18 protein-coding genes are annotated in these 16,021 nt (G+C 62.6%); 12 read left to right on the top strand and 6 right to left on the bottom strand.

From position 1 onward, the window contains the following. Positions 1-209: 209 nt before the first annotated feature. On the bottom strand, positions 210-827 hold the full coding sequence (locus tag ABGB14_RS36915; protein WP_347648488.1) for an IS3 family transposase: 618 nt from the start codon (positions 825-827) through the stop codon (positions 210-212). Then, positions 824-1,099 (bottom strand): transposase, encoded by a 276-nt coding sequence (locus ABGB14_RS36910; RefSeq protein ID WP_347648487.1) that lies wholly within the window; start codon positions 1,097-1,099, stop codon positions 824-826. Before ABGB14_RS36910 ends, ABGB14_RS36915 begins: the two co-directional genes overlap by 4 nt. 47 nt (positions 1,100-1,146) lie before the next feature. On the opposite strand from ABGB14_RS36910, the gene ABGB14_RS36905 reads away from it, so the two are divergent. The 3 genes from ABGB14_RS36905 (at position 1,147) to ABGB14_RS36895 (ending at position 3,335) form a co-directional block, all read left to right on the top strand. Then, positions 1,147-1,269 (top strand): hypothetical protein, encoded by a 123-nt coding sequence (locus ABGB14_RS36905; RefSeq protein WP_347648486.1) that lies wholly within the window; start codon positions 1,147-1,149, stop codon positions 1,267-1,269. 41 nt (positions 1,270-1,310) lie between these two features. Continuing rightward, positions 1,311-1,676, top strand: a complete 366-nt coding sequence (cas2e, locus tag ABGB14_RS36900) for a type I-E CRISPR-associated endoribonuclease Cas2e (RefSeq protein ID WP_347648485.1) — start codon at positions 1,311-1,313, stop codon at positions 1,674-1,676. Positions 1,677-2,711: 1,035 nt separating this feature from the next. Further along, on the top strand, positions 2,712-3,335 hold the full coding sequence (locus tag ABGB14_RS36895; RefSeq protein WP_347648484.1) for a hypothetical protein: 624 nt from the start codon (positions 2,712-2,714) through the stop codon (positions 3,333-3,335). Between the two features lie 435 nt (positions 3,336-3,770). Here ABGB14_RS36895 and ABGB14_RS36890 read toward each other — a convergent pair whose 3' ends face one another. Next, the gene (locus ABGB14_RS36890; RefSeq protein WP_347648483.1) at positions 3,771-4,283 is read right to left on the bottom strand and encodes a hypothetical protein; all 513 of its coding nucleotides are present in this window, start codon (positions 4,281-4,283) and stop codon (positions 3,771-3,773) included. 294 nt (positions 4,284-4,577) lie between these two features. Further along, complete coding sequence (locus ABGB14_RS36885; RefSeq protein ID WP_347648482.1) at positions 4,578-5,231, bottom strand: histidine phosphatase family protein; 654 nt, start codon at positions 5,229-5,231, stop codon at positions 4,578-4,580. Between the two features lie 684 nt (positions 5,232-5,915). Between ABGB14_RS36885 and ABGB14_RS36880 the strand changes: the two genes are divergently transcribed. After that, entirely contained in the window at positions 5,916-6,755 is an 840-nt protein-coding gene (locus ABGB14_RS36880) for a Hachiman antiphage defense system protein HamA (protein WP_347648481.1), read from the top strand. Then, on the top strand, positions 6,752-9,868 hold the full coding sequence (locus ABGB14_RS36875; RefSeq protein WP_347648480.1) for a DEAD/DEAH box helicase: 3,117 nt from the start codon (positions 6,752-6,754) through the stop codon (positions 9,866-9,868). Before ABGB14_RS36880 ends, ABGB14_RS36875 begins: the two co-directional genes overlap by 4 nt. Before the next feature lie 74 nt (positions 9,869-9,942). On the opposite strand, the gene ABGB14_RS36870 is transcribed toward ABGB14_RS36875, so the two are convergent. Further along, positions 9,943-11,232, bottom strand: coding sequence for a hypothetical protein (locus tag ABGB14_RS36870; protein ID WP_347648479.1), 1,290 nt, complete (start codon positions 11,230-11,232; stop codon positions 9,943-9,945). 345 nt (positions 11,233-11,577) lie between these two features. Between ABGB14_RS36870 and ABGB14_RS36865 the strand changes: the two genes are divergently transcribed. Both ABGB14_RS36865 and ABGB14_RS36860 read left to right on the top strand, forming a co-directional pair. Beyond that, a complete protein-coding gene (locus ABGB14_RS36865) occupies positions 11,578-11,862 on the top strand; it encodes a hypothetical protein (protein WP_347648478.1) in 285 nt (94 codons plus the stop codon). 291 nt (positions 11,863-12,153) lie between these two features. After that, positions 12,154-12,846 (top strand): GntR family transcriptional regulator, encoded by a 693-nt coding sequence (locus ABGB14_RS36860; protein WP_347648477.1) that lies wholly within the window; start codon positions 12,154-12,156, stop codon positions 12,844-12,846. A 12-nt stretch (positions 12,847-12,858) separates the two neighbouring features. Here the strand turns inward: ABGB14_RS36860 and ABGB14_RS36855 are convergent, their stop codons facing one another. Then, entirely contained in the window at positions 12,859-13,218 is a 360-nt protein-coding gene (locus tag ABGB14_RS36855) for a hypothetical protein (protein WP_347648476.1), read from the bottom strand. Between the two features lie 224 nt (positions 13,219-13,442). On the opposite strand from ABGB14_RS36855, the gene ABGB14_RS36850 reads away from it, so the two are divergent. The 5 genes from ABGB14_RS36850 to ABGB14_RS36830 all read left to right on the top strand — a co-directional run bounded on the left by ABGB14_RS36850 (position 13,443) and on the right by ABGB14_RS36830 (position 15,942). Further along, entirely contained in the window at positions 13,443-13,865 is a 423-nt protein-coding gene (locus ABGB14_RS36850) for a plasmid replication, integration and excision activator (protein ID WP_347648475.1), read from the top strand. Then, positions 13,865-14,131 (top strand): hypothetical protein, encoded by a 267-nt coding sequence (locus tag ABGB14_RS36845; protein ID WP_347648474.1) that lies wholly within the window; start codon positions 13,865-13,867, stop codon positions 14,129-14,131. The genes ABGB14_RS36850 and ABGB14_RS36845 overlap by 1 nt, the downstream gene beginning before the upstream one ends. Continuing rightward, positions 14,128-14,439, top strand: coding sequence for a hypothetical protein (locus tag ABGB14_RS36840; protein ID WP_347648473.1), 312 nt, complete (start codon positions 14,128-14,130; stop codon positions 14,437-14,439). Before ABGB14_RS36845 ends, ABGB14_RS36840 begins: the two co-directional genes overlap by 4 nt. A gap of 84 nt (positions 14,440-14,523) precedes the next feature. After that, positions 14,524-14,853 carry a hypothetical protein gene (locus ABGB14_RS36835; protein WP_347648472.1) on the top strand — a complete coding sequence of 110 codons (330 nt, stop codon included), beginning with the start codon at positions 14,524-14,526 and terminating at the stop codon, positions 14,851-14,853. 9 nt (positions 14,854-14,862) lie between these two features. Further along, positions 14,863-15,942: an FtsK/SpoIIIE domain-containing protein gene (locus ABGB14_RS36830; RefSeq protein ID WP_347648471.1), complete on the top strand. Its 1,080-nt coding sequence runs from the start codon at positions 14,863-14,865 to the stop codon at positions 15,940-15,942. Positions 15,943-16,021: the final 79 nt, after the last annotated feature.

Raw genomic sequence — 16,021 nt, 5'->3', positions numbered from 1 at the left:
CCAGCCGGAGTCCCTGTTCGATCATGAGGACAGATGTACCCGCGATGGCCCCATCCGGCCAGCAGGTAGCAAATCACGGCGTGTCGCTGACCTGGGGAAACATAGGTATTGGCCGGTTAAGAGGGAGTCGCCGACCGTGCCGACGGAGGCGTCGATGCCGGCCGCCAGCAGATGGGTGGTGAACCGGAAAGACGTATATTGACTGCCCGCTATTGACTGCCCGCGTCCGAGTGATGAATCAGTCCCGGCCCGGCCGGGTGGCCGGTGCGCTCGCGCCGCCACAACGCCATGTCCAGGGCGTCCAGCACGAGGGTGGTGTGCTTGGTCAGGGAGGCGGCCCAGCCGACGATCGCCCGGGAGTAGACGTCGACGACGAACGCGACGTAGACCAGCCCGCGCCAGGCCGTCACGTGGGTGAAGTCGGCCACCCAGGCGGCGTTCGGCCGGGTGGCGGTGAAGTCGCGCCGCAGCCGGTCGGCCGCCCGCTCGTGCCCGGGATCGGGCGTCGTGGTGCGGATCTTCTTGCCTCGGCGCGCGCCTTGCAGGCCGAGCGCGCGCATGCGGCGTTCGACGGTGCAGCGGGCCACCCGATGCCCCTCGCGCAGCAGCTGTTGCCAGACCTTGCGGGCGCCGTAGACGCCGTAGTTGGCGGCGTGGATGCGGGTGATGTGTTCGTCCAGTTCGGCGTCGCGCACCGTGCGGGCCGAGGGCAGGCGGCTTTTGGCGGCGTAGTAGGTGCTGGTGGACATCGGGCAGCCGTGCTCGGTCAGGACACGGCAGATCGGCTCGACACCGAACACGTCGGCGTGCTGGTCGATGAAGGTCACGAGTGCGTGTGTGGCCGGTCGAGCTCGGCCGCGAAGAAAGCCGAGGCGGCCTTCAGGATCTCGTTGGCCCGCCGCAGTTCGGCGTTCTCCCGGCGCAGCCGCTTCAGCTCGGCCGACTCATCCGTGGTGCGGCCGGGCCGGCTGCCCTCGTCGATCTGGGCCTGACGGACCCAGGTGCGCAGTGTCTCCGCGGTGCCGATGCCGAGCTTGGTCGCGACCGCGTTGATCGTGGCCCACTCGGTCGGGTAATCCGGCCGCACCTCGGCGACCATCCGCACCGCTCGGCCGCAGCTCGGCGGGGTAGGGAGACTTACCAGGCATGGACTCGATCCTCTCAAGAGATCAAGTCTCCACCGAAGCCGGGGCGATTCAGTCGCCGACCGAACCACGGATCTGGTTCACCTATGGGATCCCGACGCTGGCGCTCTGCCTGCCGGAGTGAACTACGGATACGAGTTCATCGACGTCCCATTGGAGTGACTCATGGCATCGATGATCGTCATCTCCACCACCGCCATCCCCGACCATGTCGGCGGAGCGCTGTCACGCTGGCTCATCGAACCCTGCCCTGGCCTCTTCGTCGGCACCGTTTCTGCTCGCGTCCGCGACGAATTGTGGGCAGCGGTCAGCGCGAGCGTCGGCGAGGGCATGGCAGTACTGATCCATCCTGCTGACAACGAGCAAGGGTTCGCCATTCGGACATCAGGCCAGCGACGGCGTCACGTCGTCGACCCAGGCAGACCCCATCACGCCGGGATCTGCCGTCCTCCCCACGCACGTGGGGGTGATCCGATGTGCCGGTTTGCGGTGTCGAAGCTGCGCGCGTCCTCCCCACGCACGTGGGGGTGATCCGTCCGTCTTCCCCAGGGCGGTGACCACGCGCTCGTCCTCCCCCACGCACGTGGGGGTGATCCGCCGCGACTGGGGCTAGACACGCCTATCGGCACGTCCTCCCCACGCACGGGGGGTGATCCGGATGATCGGCGTGATCTCCCAGTCGATGACCGGTCCTCCCCTCGCACGTGGGGGTGATCCGGTGGAGGAGGCGGACGACCCGGAGCCGTGGCGTCCTCCCCACGCACGTGGGGGTGATCCGCTCCGCCCGGCCCTGGAGATTCGCGTGGACGAGTCCTCCCCACGCACGTGGGGGTGATCCGCCGCAGGTCGGCCCCTGGTACGGCCAGACCGGGTCCTCCCCACGCACGCGGGGAAGCAAGAGAGGCGCTGTAGCCCGCGCCGAAGGCTAGGCGGCGGCCTACTGGTTGACGCAGGCCAGGACGAACAAGACGGTGACCTGCTAAAAGATCAACGTTCAGACCGGGTCATCGGCCGCGGATCCTTCTTCCATGCCTTGGTCAAGGCGGCAACGAGCGCCCCGTCACTGAAGTCATACCTAGCGTCGGGCAGCCACGTCGACGATCTTGAGGGCGACCATGAACAACCTTCCACCGTCCGCGTTCCTACGCAGGTCACCATCCGACCCGAGGCACGGCTACGGCCTGATATGGGTCAGGCTTGCACTCGCCGTGGGGACCGCAGGTGGCTTCTCACTCGGGCGAAGCACTCAGGCAGCGCCTCGTATGCCCCCGCCGGTAGCCGTCCACATCGCCGTAACACAACCGTCGCCCGCTCTGCCGACGCAGTCTGCGACAACACCTACAGCGACACCCACACCTTCCAAGCGACCATCGCCAGGCAAACAGATACTGTCGAGTTCCAGAAGAGACAGCAAGCCCCACGTGGCTGAGCCAGCGAAGACGCGCCCACGAATTCGGCGACACGCCGAACGTCCCCGTCCGTGCGCCAGCGAGAAGGGGGTCGAGGCACGCGTGTGCAAGGCCTTCTTCAGGCGCTGACCGCAGCCTTGCTCCGCGCAATCCCTACGTGGGCAAGCGCCAGCGTGACGGGAAGGGGCGGGGGCGTCGGTTGATGGGCATGTTCGCCTGCATGTACTTCGCCGCCCTCCGGCCTGGTGAGGCGGTCAGCCTCCGCGAGCAGGACTGTTACCTCCCGGCGGACGGCTGGGGACGGCGCATGCTCGACGGCTCGCGCCCCGAGGTGAACCGCCGCTGGACCGACACCGGGGACGCACACGAGCTGCGGGCCCTCAAGCATCGGGGCGAGGACGACGTCCGCCGCATCCCGATCCCGCCGGAATTGGTCAAGATCCTTCGGCAACACATCGAAGAGTTCGGCGTCGCGCCTGACGGACGGCTGTTCCGCAGTGAGCGCGGCGGCGTAGTCGCCTCGACGGCCTACACCGAGGTCTGGCAGGAAGCCCGCACCCTCGCTCTCACACCGGTTCAGGTCGCCTCACCGCTCGCGCGGCGGCCGTACGATCTGCGACACGCGGCCGTCTCGCTCTGGCTCAACGGCGGCGTACCGGCTCCAGAGGTAGCCGCCCGCGCCGGCCACGGGGTGGACGTCCTGCTTAGGGTCTATGCCAAGTGCATCGACGGCCAGGAGAACATCGTCAACCAGCGGATCGCGGACGTGCTCACCGCATGAGATCGCGAACGGCACCACTCGAAGGGCTCCGGTTTCCCCGGGGCCTTTCGGCGTTGCAGGGGCCACGTCATCCCGCGCATACTCCGGATCGTGGGCCTCGACCGGGGGAAACGCCCCCGAATCCATCCCGCGTATATCCCGTGACCACCGACAAACGGCCGCTCAGAGCGGCATCCGGCTGCATAGCCCTGAAATGCAGAAGAGGCCCCGTAGGGCCTCTGAGCTGCGCTTACTGCGTGTGGCAGGTGCAAGGTTCGAACTTGCGTAGGCTGAGCCGACGGTTTTACAGCGCGTGACCGTTACGAACGGCAAAAGGCCTTTCACCTGGACCGCAGCCATGTCTCGTTGCCTCAAGTCTCATGATCATTGCACGCATATTGCACAGCGGCCTTTGGGGCAGACGCCAAGTGCTCGAACTGGACCTTGGGAGAGACCCTAGCCACCGATCCAGCAGTAGATCATCTGATCTTCCTTCTGTGCCCGCTGAGCAAGACCGCGCAGCTCTGTAAGGACCTCCAGAAGGAACCCCTCGTCGGGCGGGAAATCGGCGAACTCCTCGATCTGTGCCCAGCCCTCAGCGAGCTGCCCTAACCTGCTGTCCGAGATGCCGGCGAGCGTGTCGCGCACGTCTACTGAGAGCTCTTCGATTCCCGCTCCTTCCTTGTAGGGAGAGTCATCCGGAAGAGCCTCCCACTCCTCGACCGTCGCCGGAGCGCCCTCGGGCGGCGGATAGACAGTGATCGTCTGCACCAAGCCCAAGCTGTACGGAGTCTCTCTGGCGAGAGCTATGAACTTCCCGAGGATCACGATGGGATCGATCCCCTTGGCGTCCACCGCGTCAAAAGACGGTACGCCGGCCATGGGCTTCTCCACGGCACGGGGACTGTCGGGCTTCTCCGCGGCGGCCTGCCTGTCCGCCGCCCGGTAATAGTCGTAGACGACCCCCACCTGGACCCCCGGTCTTGATCGCCTGGCTTCTATGCTCGCGACAGACTAGGCGATCGTACGTGCGTGCGAAAGACGCCTGGCACCGCCAGCAACTGTCCTGCCTGAGCATCCCGTCGCCGTCGTCCCACCCGTCAGGGAAGCGGGCCAAGGGCCTGGGGTGAAGGTGGAGCCCCCAACTGGAGGAACGACCTTCGCCCCAGGCCCTTGGTCTGCTTGGCTTGCCCTGGGGCGATGGTGACGGGATGCTCAGGCTTCCACCTCAACCACCCACGGCCTTGACGCCCGGCGCGGCGATCATCCCGGAGCAGGAGTGCCCCCGCCGGAGGCTGGGGTTTCGTTGAATCGGGTGAGTGTCCACCTGGGAGGTGGCCACTGCGTGGGGTCCTGGTCGGTAACCCACTCCGTTATCGAGGCGGGGGACACCTTCAGGTCAAAGGATCGGTAGACCGGTAGCAGTCCGAGGGCGTTGAACGAGATCTCGACCGTTTCAGCGTGGCCGACGATGATGACGGCTTCTCCACGGTGGCGGTGGGCGATGTCGATGATGGCGCGACTGGTGCGGGTCACCATCTCGGCCCAGGTCTCGTTGCCCTCTTGGAAGGGTCGGTAGATTCCGCCGCCTTCGATGTCGAGACGTCGAAAGAACTCTTCGTGGGTGAGTCCGTCTGCCTCTGGCGGCGTGTGCCAGGTGCAGAGGCCGCAGTCTTGTGTGGAGGGCAAGCCGCTGGCCTTGGAGATTGCGGCGGCTGTTTCCACGGCGCGCGGCAGGGGTGAAGAGTAGACCGACGCTTTGTCGCTTCCGATATCAGAGCTGAACTGCTGCCCGAGTAGTGCGGCCTGTTCGCGTCCGGTGTCGGTGAGGCCGCGGCATCCTTTCGGTCCGCCTACTACTCCGTCTCGTTTGTGGAGGGAGTCTCCGTGACGCACGAAGAAGAGCCGAGTTCGCATGCGGTAGATCATTCCAGAGGCCGGTGAACGGCGGTGAGCCGCTCGGTACGGCGGGATTGTTGGGTACGGCGGGCGCGTTGGTCGGCGGTGCGGCCCGCGCTGCCGCCGTCCGGGACCGGCCCCCAGGCCGCATGCCCGGGCGGCGGGCAGGCGGCGGGCCGGGTACGGCGGCGCGGCGCGCCGCCGCTTGATACCTGTGAGAGCAATTCGGCAGTCCACGGCTACACAACGACTTCCGCTGATCATGCCTTCCCTGGGAGCGGGTATTGGAGGGCATTACCTACGTCCACCTTGGTTCTCACCAAAGTAGCAGTGCAGAGCGCGACTCCACGTAAGCCTCGACTACTAGCGAGACACGCACGGTCACTACCTATTGGCGCCTGTAACTCCAGCCTCTATCGCAACACCACGACGCTTTCATAGAAATGTTACGTTCCAAGCTGATTTATGCTAACCCCCTAAGATTCCGAACGTACGATCGACATCAAATTAGGATAGATGCGATAGATCGGCTTAAAGCGGACATTGCCTCGCGATAGACTTGTCCCGATTAGGAGATGCCATAACACGTCTTCGACTCCCGCCCACCGCAATCGCACGGGGTGTTACTTTGTGCGCATTTACTTAGTCGATCACCAACTGTACGATCACCGCGGTTGACTTGCTCGCATATGTGGAGGCGCGGTGGCTCTGCCCGGATTTACGCTTGCTTTCGAAGCGTGGCAGGGTGAGCATCGCTACGTCATCTACGACGTCGACGCCGACGCGGCCCTAGATCTCTTCGCAGAGACGATTCGAGACCTCTACGTTGAGCCAGAGAGGCTGCGACTCACGCTCACAGATGCCCTGGCTGGCCTAGACGACATCGTCGACCTACCGGACATCGAGGCGCTACTGCAAGAGGTTACCGAGGCATCGGTGCCTCAGGCTGGGCAGAACCCAGGTAGGCCCCATCTCGACATGGCACGAAACGAGACAGCTGAGGTCTTAGCGCACCTGGTAGCTGAACGAATCCACGGAAGCTCCGTGATAGCTAACCGTGTGCGGAACAAGGAGATCCCAGGACAGCCCACTAGGGGCATGGACCTCTTAGCCCTGCATGAATCTGGCTCTGGATGCCTGAGTCTGGTTTGCGGCGAGGTCAAGGCGTCAAACTCAGCATCCTCTCCTCCCGCTGTAGTCGACCAGGCCGACGACAGCATGAGAAACCAGCTAAAGAAAATCATCACTAACCATACTAAAATATTGCAAGAGCTAAATTGGGCTCACAAGCATTCCAAGGAAGAGCATCGATCCAAAGTCGGACGCGCAATCTTGCTATGGTCCCAACGAAAGCTGCCTATCATCGTACTCCCAGTGCTCATGCGAACGCATAATACTGGACAACAGGCAGATTTTGGTCTGTTCCATACTAGTCCGGATGAACTATCGCCAGCCGTCATATGCTTCTGCATAGCTAAAATATCGGTCCCTATTGAGGAATTTGCTGATTCGGTATATTGTAAGGCGAGGGAGGCGCAATGAACATCGAACAGATTCGAGAGTTGATTAACGAGCTTCAACTCAATGATGTTATTGAAGCTTCCCGAACAACCTACTTTGCCGAAGCTATGCAGGATCTGCTTGAACAGCGCTCGATCTTCGACTGGCATAACGAGGATCAGTCATCACTAGCGACCGCCATTGAGCGACTTGCTCTCGATGTGGACGGCAGCGAAGACGACGGCGCGACGCTGTTCGACAAGGCTTTTCTCTGTCGAAGAACCACTGATCTCTCAGATGTCAATACGCACGGCAAAGTGTTTCACTACTTCTATTTGTCCATTGATGCATTGCTGGCCGGGCGCAGGGCAGAGCTTCGAATGCTGCTGCAAGAAAGCCAGCCTAGCTATAATTTCGACACATCCAATCTGCCCCACGACTGGCCACACGAGCTTCTATTGAGAATCGCACGTAGCTTCATTCTTCTATGTCGCAAAGAAGGTGGCTGGGCAGACGTGCATGCCGCAGTATCAGAGATTGAAGCATTGAGGCATCTGCAGCGAGGGCACCAAGAGGCGATGCTTCGTAGGGCACAGGAAGATAGAACGGCTGCCGGCCGACTAATCTCTCTTTTCAACCTGGCCAAGATAGTTGATATCGCGGCGAGATACACGATTAATGGAGCGCCATCAGATGCACTGCTTCAGATTGACCGCCACGCCTCCAATGTGACTGAGATTCTTGAGTTGCAACCCGAACCTGAGCTACTGCATTTCGCTGACATGCTTTCTGCGGGTGCACGACAACTTATAAAGAGTAGCGTGTGGTTCAATACTAGAACATTAGGCACTCGAATCCGTGAATTCGTGGACCACCTAACTGGAGAAGATCGGCACTCTCCGCTGCTTGAGCTTTGGCCCAGCCAACGCACTGCTCTGGGATCCAGCCTCCTAGACCCGGCCAAGAGAGCAATCGTAGTCGAGATGCCAACGTCGGCCGGGAAGACACTTATTGCCGAGTTCTCTATTGTGCAAGCACTCGCGCTTAACCCCGACAGTCGAATCGCATATGTTGTGCCCACCAGGGCTTTGATAAATCAGATCGTCATACGACTTCGCAGCGACATTGGCTCTCTAGGCTATCGGGTTGAGGCTGCCGTTCCCGTATTCGAGCTAGATCCAACAGAAGATATACTATTGCGCCGCAACGTGGATGTCCTCGTTGTTACGCCTGAGAAGTTGGATTTACTCATTAGATCGGATCATCCCGTTGTCAGAGAACTTTCTCTCATTGTGGTAGATGAAGCCCACAATATTGCCGATGGTGCACGGGGTGCGCGTCTTGAGCTGCTTTTGGGAACTTTGAAAAGGGAACGTGCTGACGCTCGATTTCTCCTTCTAACGCCCTTTGTGCCCAACGGGGATACATTGGCAGCATGGCTAGGTGACAGCACGGAGGGCACGATTCGTGTGTCTTGGAGGCCTAGCGAGCGCATAACTGCCGCTAGCTTTTGGAGAAAGCCAAGGAACAGGCAGCCACGACTTATCCTTAAGACCCTACCCAGCTCTAGCAACGTCGATCTTAATGAAGAGCTGGAAGTCGATTTGGGGTCGGTCAGACTTCCTCACAAGAAGACCAAGGGCTCGGTCTCGGTGTCTACTGTCCTGCGCCTTGCGCGACGAGGAGGCGTCTTGGTGCTTGCGAGGTCGCGGTCCGTGGCGGAAATCCGGGCTACAGAAATAGCGGCTCACATGGAGAATCGTCCGCTGTCTGACTTCGGCGACGCTGTAGTCCGCTATATTCAGAGCGAGCTCGGGAATGAACACGAATTGGCGCGACTAATCAAAAAGGGCGTCGCATACCATCACGCTGGCCTTTCTCACGATCTCCGCTATCTTATCGAGCTGCTAATCGACCGTGAAGATGTCCAAGTGGTTTGTGGGACCACCACCCTCGCTCAAGGCGTTAATTTTCCTATAGGAAGCGTGATTGTCGAGACCCTTTTCAAGTACCAGGGCAGACGGAACGGCATGGCCCCGATGTCGTACTCAGAATTTTGGAATATCGCGGGACGCGCAGGCCGAGCGCTACGGGATCGTCTGGGCCTTGTACTTTTTCCTGCTGCAAATAATAACGATATAGAAACAGCTCGAAACTTCCTCCGGGGAGAGGCCGCAGAGCTTGCGAGCGTACTACTCAACGCGATAAGAAGCGTATCTCTAGCCACATCTGAACTCGACATCGGATTTGTCAGGCAGAATGAAGAATTGGGGACTTTCCTTCAATATCTTACTCACGCGATTCGCGTTGCCGGCCTAGATTTTTCAGCGGCAGAACTCGAAGACGTACTACGCTCCAGCCTCGTTTATCACCAAGCTCGTGAGGTGGACAGCTCCGCTGCTGAGCGACTGGTCCGCTTAACTCGTCGGTACGTTGAGCAACTGCAAGGACGTCAGCCAGGGTATTTGTCCCTAGCCGATGGCACAGGATTCAGCCTCTATTCCGTTGATCTGTTGTATGCCAAACAACGCGAAGAGCATCCGGAGTTTCGCAGTCCTGAATTTTGGACGGCCAGCAATTTGTTTGCATCAGATCCTTCATCGCTCACATCCGCGATCTCGATGCTAGGGGAAGTTCCCGAGCTGACTCTTGGGGAAGGTGGCGCGGGCGTGTTTGACGCATCTAGAATTGCGGGAATCGTACGCGACTGGGTAGCAGGAGGTACCGTTATAGATATCGCAGATAAATGGTTCAGGCATATTTCTGATGCTACTGATCGGAGGCGTCGCGCTGGTCATTATCTCTATTCTCGGTTGATCAGTCAGATTCCTTGGGGGCTTGGCGTTTTGCAGCGCCTTTCGCTTGGAGGCAATCACACAGTGAGCGACTTCTCCCACATTCCATCACTGGTGTTCTACGGTGTACCTACTCGCGAAGCAGTGAGCCTCCGTATGGTCGGAGTGCCACGTGCTGCCGCTCAAGGCATGACTGAGACACTCCAAGGTGTCCCCACCTCGGCCAGCTATGAACAGCTACGAGATTGGGTAGCAGATCGCAACGTAAGCGATTGGGATAATGCACTCGAACCGGAGAGCGTTCTCACCGGCGCCGACTGCAAGGCAATTTGGTCATCGCTCTCTGGAGTCGCTGTTTGATAGGGCGAGTATTCATTGGCTGCTTGTCGTCTAGTCTTGATAGGTACTGAGTCTTTCCCGTCAGAAGCAGGACACTAATCTAGTAGTTCAGGCCGTCGACTGCTGAGCGCACGACGCGCGACTATGAACCGCTCGTGGAATTGTTTGGCAAGGGCTTCTCGGCGGTAGTGCAGTTGGAGGACACGGTCGAGATCTGCTGCACGGTTGACGAGGTCGGTGAGAGATCGTCGATCGATGTCGAATGCGGCCATGCCCTCATCGAATGCCGCGTCGAGATCGCCGCGTCGGGCGTAAACGATGCCCAGGTCGATATGGGCGTCGGCGACCCGCATAGGCGCGTTTGAGGTGCCATCAGGGCGGGTGTGCATCTGAATGGTTTCGCGAGCGTGTTCCTCTGCGCGATCGTCGTCAGCCAGCCAGGTGTAGCAGGTGGCGGCGTAGAAGACCCATTTGGAGTGGTCGAACACGAAGTGGTGATCCGGGTGTTCTGGCATCGGGAGGCTGCTGAGGACTTCGGCGCCGCGGGTGAGAGCGCGGTCGGCTTCGCGGCGGTCGCCGATACGGGCCAGCCCGCGAGCTTCCTGGAGGGTGAGTTGCACCATGGCGCTGCTGATGCCGGCTACTGCCTGGCCCATACGGGCGGCGGTCACGACGTCTTCGTAGCGGCCTTCGACGAGGGCGAACCACGCTGACATCTCATGTGCCCACCCCATGAGTTCCCCATGCCCCACCTGTCGGCCCATTTCGAAGGCGGTACGTCGGGCGGTCTCGGCCTCCTCTCGCTCCCCTAGGTCGTAGTGAACGCATCCCAGCAGGGCAGTGAGCCAGCCCGTAATTACAAGCAACTCGCGGTGCTGGTCAAGGGTGAGGCGCCCGGCGAGTAGGTGATTGATCTGAGCCAGGCGCTTTTGCGTACGATCACGCAGTGTGCCAGCAGGCACCACGGGATACGCACGACACAGCAAATCAACGGCCTCGGCGAGAGCCTCCAGCGTTCCGGTTCCAACGTCGGACGCCTGGAGTTGCTGCGCAAGCTCCATCGTCCCGTACAAGTCAGCCTCTGCCCGCAGGGCATCCATCGGCATCGCTTTCGCCTCGATGAGGCGGCTGTCCGACTGCCTGTTCGGAGAGAACCCCAGCGCTTCGGGTTCCATGCCGGTCAACTGTGTGAGCGCCAGCCGGTACGGCGTGCGTGGCCAGCGGACTTCGCCGGCCTCCCAGCGGCGAACCCGTTCCTCGTCACATGTCAGGCGTTCGGCGATGCCTACCGGTGTGGCGTTGATGCGGTCGGCCATGTCCGCGCGGGTGAGCCTGTGCTCGTTGCGCCATGCGCGAAGTCGCACGTTCGGGATGTAGTCGGGCATCTGCGGTTCTTCCTCCCGGCTGGGGGCTCGAAAGGGGAAACAAGGGGGCCGTTCAGGGGTCCTGCTCAGATGCGGTTGCCGGTGGACTTGTCATCAATCAACCACGGTACGTCACGCGGCCTCCCGCCACAGGGAACGCCGGATGAACGAGGAGATGGCGACGGTGATCCGGCCTGATGAGAAGAGCGATGGTGCACCCTGCCCCGCATGCCGGGGGCGCGGGATCAAGCTGCGTGACTCACGCCGTGCGCTCCTCATCGACGACAGCGACGGAGAGCCGTCCACAAGTGGGGAGCGGGAGTGTCTCGACTGCCTCGGAAGCGGCCGGGCCGAAGGGAGCGAAAGGTGAATTCGATCATGCTGGCGGCGGCGAACGGCTTCATGCAGAACCAGGAAGAGGGCGACAAGCTCGTCCGGCTGCGTGACCAGCTCACGAACCTCGGTGTCAACGCCGAACTGCGGGACAACAACAGCGCGCTCATGGTGCATCCGGTTGTGCCTGGCCTGCCGGTGTGGGTGTTCGTCGGGTACGGCGGGGCCTACTACTCGTGGCAGAACGCCGAGAGGTGCCACCCGACGAGCGATCCGGAGGGTGCGGCAAGCGTCCTGGCTGAGTACATCGCCAGGTGATGACGGGCACGGCGAGGAGGGTTGCTCCCGGTCGGAGGGGGTCGGGCGCTCATCCCACCCGCCTCGTCGTGCCTCCTCTCTCGGCAGGCAGGTTCAGCGAAATCCCACGTCGCCATCCCCCGGGCCGTGCGCTGGTCTACCTGCCGAGTTCGTTCGTATGGCCGTCGCTTCTTCAATCCGCGTGGACACGCAGTGGCGATCCGGTTACGCTCAAACTTAGTAAAACAACTTGTCGGGTGCTGGACGGTCATGATGTCACTAGAGTCCGTGCCACCGAAGTATGCACAGCTTGTGCACACTCTTCAGCGGCGTATCGAGTCAGGGGACTACCCGCCGGGCGCCCTGCTGCCGAGCGAGAACCAGCTCATCCAAGAGTTCGGCGTCTCCCGTCCCACCGTTGTCGCCGCTCTGCGGGTTTTGCGTGAGCAGGGCTGGATCGAATCTCAGCAGGGCAAGGGGCGTTTCGTCCGTGGCCGGCCCGCGCTGGCATCGCGCGAGCGGAATCGGCCTGGACAGGCGTATCTGACCAGGCCGGAGGCCGACTTCGCGGGCGAGGTCATCGAGGTGGGTGCGCGAGCCGTGCCGAACCGGGTGGGCGCGTTGCTGGGCCTGGAGCCCAAGAGCCGGGCTTTCGTGCGTCGGCGCTTGATCGCGCGTGAGGGTGAGCCGACCGACCTGGTGTCGCTGTGGGTGCCAATGGAGCTGTCCGAGGGGACCGATCTGACCAGTGGCGAGGCGCTGAAGCAAGGGTTGCGAGAGCATCTCCAGGCGCGTAAGGGCGTCCGTTTCGATCACATCCTTGAGCAGATCACCGCCCGCATGCCCACCTCTGACGAGGCCAAGCAACTGGTCATGCCCAAGACTGCTCCCCTGCTGGCCGTGTTCGGCGCGGTTCGCGAGGCATCCGGGCGGCCGCTTGCTGTCCTGGAAGTTCTACTTCCTGCGGATCGCCATGAGCTAGAAGACGCCTATCCGGTCACCTGAGAGAGCAGCCGTTCATGTGCAGCGCCAGTCCCAATCGCTGGGGCTGATGTCGCCGAACTCCACGATGACGGCTCTACCGTCTCCGGTCTCTTCGCCGAAGCGTAGGCGGACCTCCACTTTCTCGCCGTCGTCGGCGCCGGCGATGGCGGCCTTGCCGTAGTGGGCCCAGATCTCCTTCTGCGACAAGCCAGTCTGAAGCATCAGCCGAACCTGGTACTCGCAGTAGTCGCCGCTCCCGCCGGACATCTTGCCGAAGGTGGTCTCGCTGTCGCTCTTGCTGCGGGTCTCGGGCGGTAGCGGATAGGCCAGCACTCGCTCACGGAAGTCGTCGAACCGAGCGTTGTCGCGCCACACCGGGATCATGATCAGCAAGAACAGCCCGACTAGTGGGGCAATCACGACTACGGCTAAGCAGCCCCACAAGATTCGCACTTGATCCTCCTGGAATGTCGCGGCGATCGCCTTGGGTGAGTGTCTATCGGATCAGTGACACCGCCGTCACCGTCGCCTAGTCACTTGACCTAGCAAGCTACGCAGAGTTACGCTCTAATCACTCGATAGGTTAAGTGCCTGTCAGCCAAGAGAGGAAAGCTGTTATGGCTCTGCAAGGTCCCATCCCCGTCACCTTCGCCATGGTCTTCCCACACGGCTGCTACATCGTCGGCGAGGTCGAGCCCGTCAAGGACTTCGACGCCTCATCCAACGGCCGGTTCGTGCAGTCCCGCGACAAGCAGACCGCTGAGTTGGTCTGGCAGGTCGCGGTCATGGACGGTGACCCGACCCTCAAGCCCGCGCAGAAAACGGTGGCGGTCAAGATCCTGGCCCCGGTCCAGCCGGTGCCGCCGTCGCCCATGCCGGGCCTGCCCTTCACCCCCGTCGAGTTCGACGGGATCTCCATCACGCCGTACGTCAACGGCAACGGCCGTCTCGCCTACTCCATCAAGGTCCGCGAGATGCACGCTCCCCGCCAGACCACCCAGACCGCCCCGACGGGCAAGGCCGGAAAGGACGCCGCCTAATGACCCGTCGCCGTACCCCTCGCAACAGCGTGATCCGGCTGACCACCGGACATGCCGCCCGCACCATGAACCACCCGTTCACCCGCCGTGAGCCCGTCCTGGCGCTCGACTTCGGCGCCACCTCCGTCCTGGTCACCACAAGCGGACCCGTCACGGAGCAGGACCTGGAGTTCGCGCGCCAGCTCGCCCGCGAGGCCTCCCGCTTCGCCCGTTCCATAGAGCGCAGCTTCTACGGGCTCCCCGACGGTCAGGGAGTGGCGGCGTGAGCGAGCACCGGCCCTACACCTACGTCACCCTGTCCATGCGCCCCGAGTCCGCGCCGCACGTCGGGGTCTCCTTCCACACATCGCGTCTCAAGGTTCGCGCCGGAATGCTGCTCAGCAATCCGCGGCCGTACCTGGAGTTCAGCTCCCACGAGGCCGACGTGCACATCTCCACCACCGGAGCTGGGCCGGTCACGGACGCCGACCTGGCCACCGCCCGAGAGATCTTCAACGCCGCCGCTCGCTACCTGGCCGACTGCGAGTGCCTGCACGCCGAACAGTCGGCCAAGGGCGCCACAGACGCGGCCTGACACGAAGCGGGGCCGCTGGAAGCGGCAACTTCCGGCGGCCCCTCGGTTCTCCCCTGACTGCACATCACGAGAGGTTTCCAGCTTATGTTCAAGCGGCTGCCTGGCGATGAGGCGCGCAGCCTCGTCTCCACCAAGCCCGACACGGCCGTCGTCTTCCGCCCGGCCGTGCTCAAGACTCCCGCCGTCGTCACTCTGCTCATCTACGGCTGGCGTGTCCTCGCTGGCCTCGTTCGTGCGATCTGGCGTCATCCTGTCGCCATCGCTGTCCCGGCCGCTCTCGGCGTTATCTGGACTCGGTACGGCTGGCCCTTCGCGGCCTCCGTCCTCGGCGCCGTCGTCCTGGCCCTGGTCTCCTGGGCCTTCGCTGATCGTGACTCCTTCGCCCGCCTCGTCGGCTGGCGGCTGCTGGCCTAGTGGCGGCTCGTGTCGGTCTACCGCCGCCACTGGCAGGCCGTCATGGACGTCTCCGGCCTCGCCAAGCGCGTGCACGGCCGCGACTACCTACCCGGCCTCGTCCATGTCCAATGCGACGGCTGGGCCGACCGCGTCACCGTCCGCATGCTCAAAGGCCAGGCGGTCAAGGACTGGGCCGACCGCATCGACAACCTCGCCCAGGGCTTCGGCGCTGCGTCCTGCCGCCTCGCTCTCGTCAAGGGCGGCCGCCTGCTGCTGACCTTCCCGCGAAGCGACCCGCTCGCCGAGCCCATACCAGCGCTCCCCATCCCAGAGGAGCCGACCGTGGGGCCGGTCGAGATCGGCAAGCAGGAGGACGGGCAACCGCTTCGGCTCAAGGTCCATGGCACGCATGTCCTGATCGCGGGCGCGACCGGGGCCGGTAAGGGCTCGTTCCTGTGGGATACCATCCGCGGGCTGCTCCCGGCCATGCGGGCGGGCCTCGTGGAAGTCTGGGCACTCGATCCCAAACTGATGGAGCTGTCCTTCGGACGGGAGCTGTTTCAAGGCCGGTACGCCGCCGACCCGGCCGACTGCGCCGATCTGCTTGATGAGGCCGTCAGCGTCATGCAGAAGCGTGCGGCTCGATTCGCCGGTCTCCAGCGCTCGCACGTGCCGACGATCGAGGATCCGTTCGTCCTGGTGCTCGTCGACGAGGTGGCGTTCCTGACCGCCTACCAGCCAGACAAGCACCTCCGGCAGCGCATCTCGGCTGCCTTGGCCACGCTCGCCACTCAGGGCCGCTCGGTCGGGGTCGGCGTCATGGCGGCGCTCCAGGACCCACGCAAAGAGGTCATGAACATCCGCAACCTGTTCCTCGACAAGATCGCGCTCAGGCTCGACGAGTCCGAACAGGTGGACATGGTCCTCGGCGACGGCGCACGGGATCGAGGTGCCTTCGCCGACCACATCTCGCCCGTCCCGGAGCAGGGCGCAGGTGTCGCCTACATGCGCTTGGAAACCTCACCCGAGCCCATACGCGTCCGGGCCGCCTACGTCTCCGATGCCGACATCCGCGCCATGGTCGCGCAGTTCGGGGAGGCCGCATGACGACACTCGCCCACTTCCTGGGGCCCTTCCCCCGAAGTGTGGACACCTTGAGTGCCGGATGATGGACGTCCGGAGGCAA

The organism is Nonomuraea sp. B10E15, assembly GCF_039871615.1.
GTDB lineage: Bacteria > Actinomycetota > Actinomycetes > Streptosporangiales > Streptosporangiaceae > Nonomuraea.
This window is presented reverse-complemented; position numbering and strand designations above follow the sequence as displayed.

Excerpts from the sequence above, each read along its gene's own strand:
- ABGB14_RS36835 (WP_347648472.1), top strand. The coding sequence starts at position 14,524 with ATGTTCAAGCGGCTGCCTGGCGATGAGGCGCGCAGCCTCGTCTCCACC.
- ABGB14_RS36910 (WP_347648487.1), bottom strand. The coding sequence starts at position 1,099 with ATGGTCGCCGAGGTGCGGCCGGATTACCCGACCGAGTGGGCCACGATC.
- cas2e (WP_347648485.1), top strand. The coding sequence starts at position 1,311 with ATGGCATCGATGATCGTCATCTCCACCACCGCCATCCCCGACCATGTC.
- ABGB14_RS36905 (WP_347648486.1), top strand. The coding sequence starts at position 1,147 with ATGGACTCGATCCTCTCAAGAGATCAAGTCTCCACCGAAGCCGGGGCG.
- ABGB14_RS36870 (WP_347648479.1), bottom strand. The coding sequence starts at position 11,232 with ATGCCCGACTACATCCCGAACGTGCGACTTCGCGCATGGCGCAACGAG.
- ABGB14_RS36885 (WP_347648482.1), bottom strand. The coding sequence starts at position 5,231 with ATGCGAACTCGGCTCTTCTTCGTGCGTCACGGAGACTCCCTCCACAAA.
- ABGB14_RS36850 (WP_347648475.1), top strand. The coding sequence starts at position 13,443 with ATGGCTCTGCAAGGTCCCATCCCCGTCACCTTCGCCATGGTCTTCCCA.
- ABGB14_RS36875 (WP_347648480.1), top strand. The coding sequence starts at position 6,752 with ATGAACATCGAACAGATTCGAGAGTTGATTAACGAGCTTCAACTCAAT.
- ABGB14_RS36845 (WP_347648474.1), top strand. The coding sequence starts at position 13,865 with ATGACCCGTCGCCGTACCCCTCGCAACAGCGTGATCCGGCTGACCACC.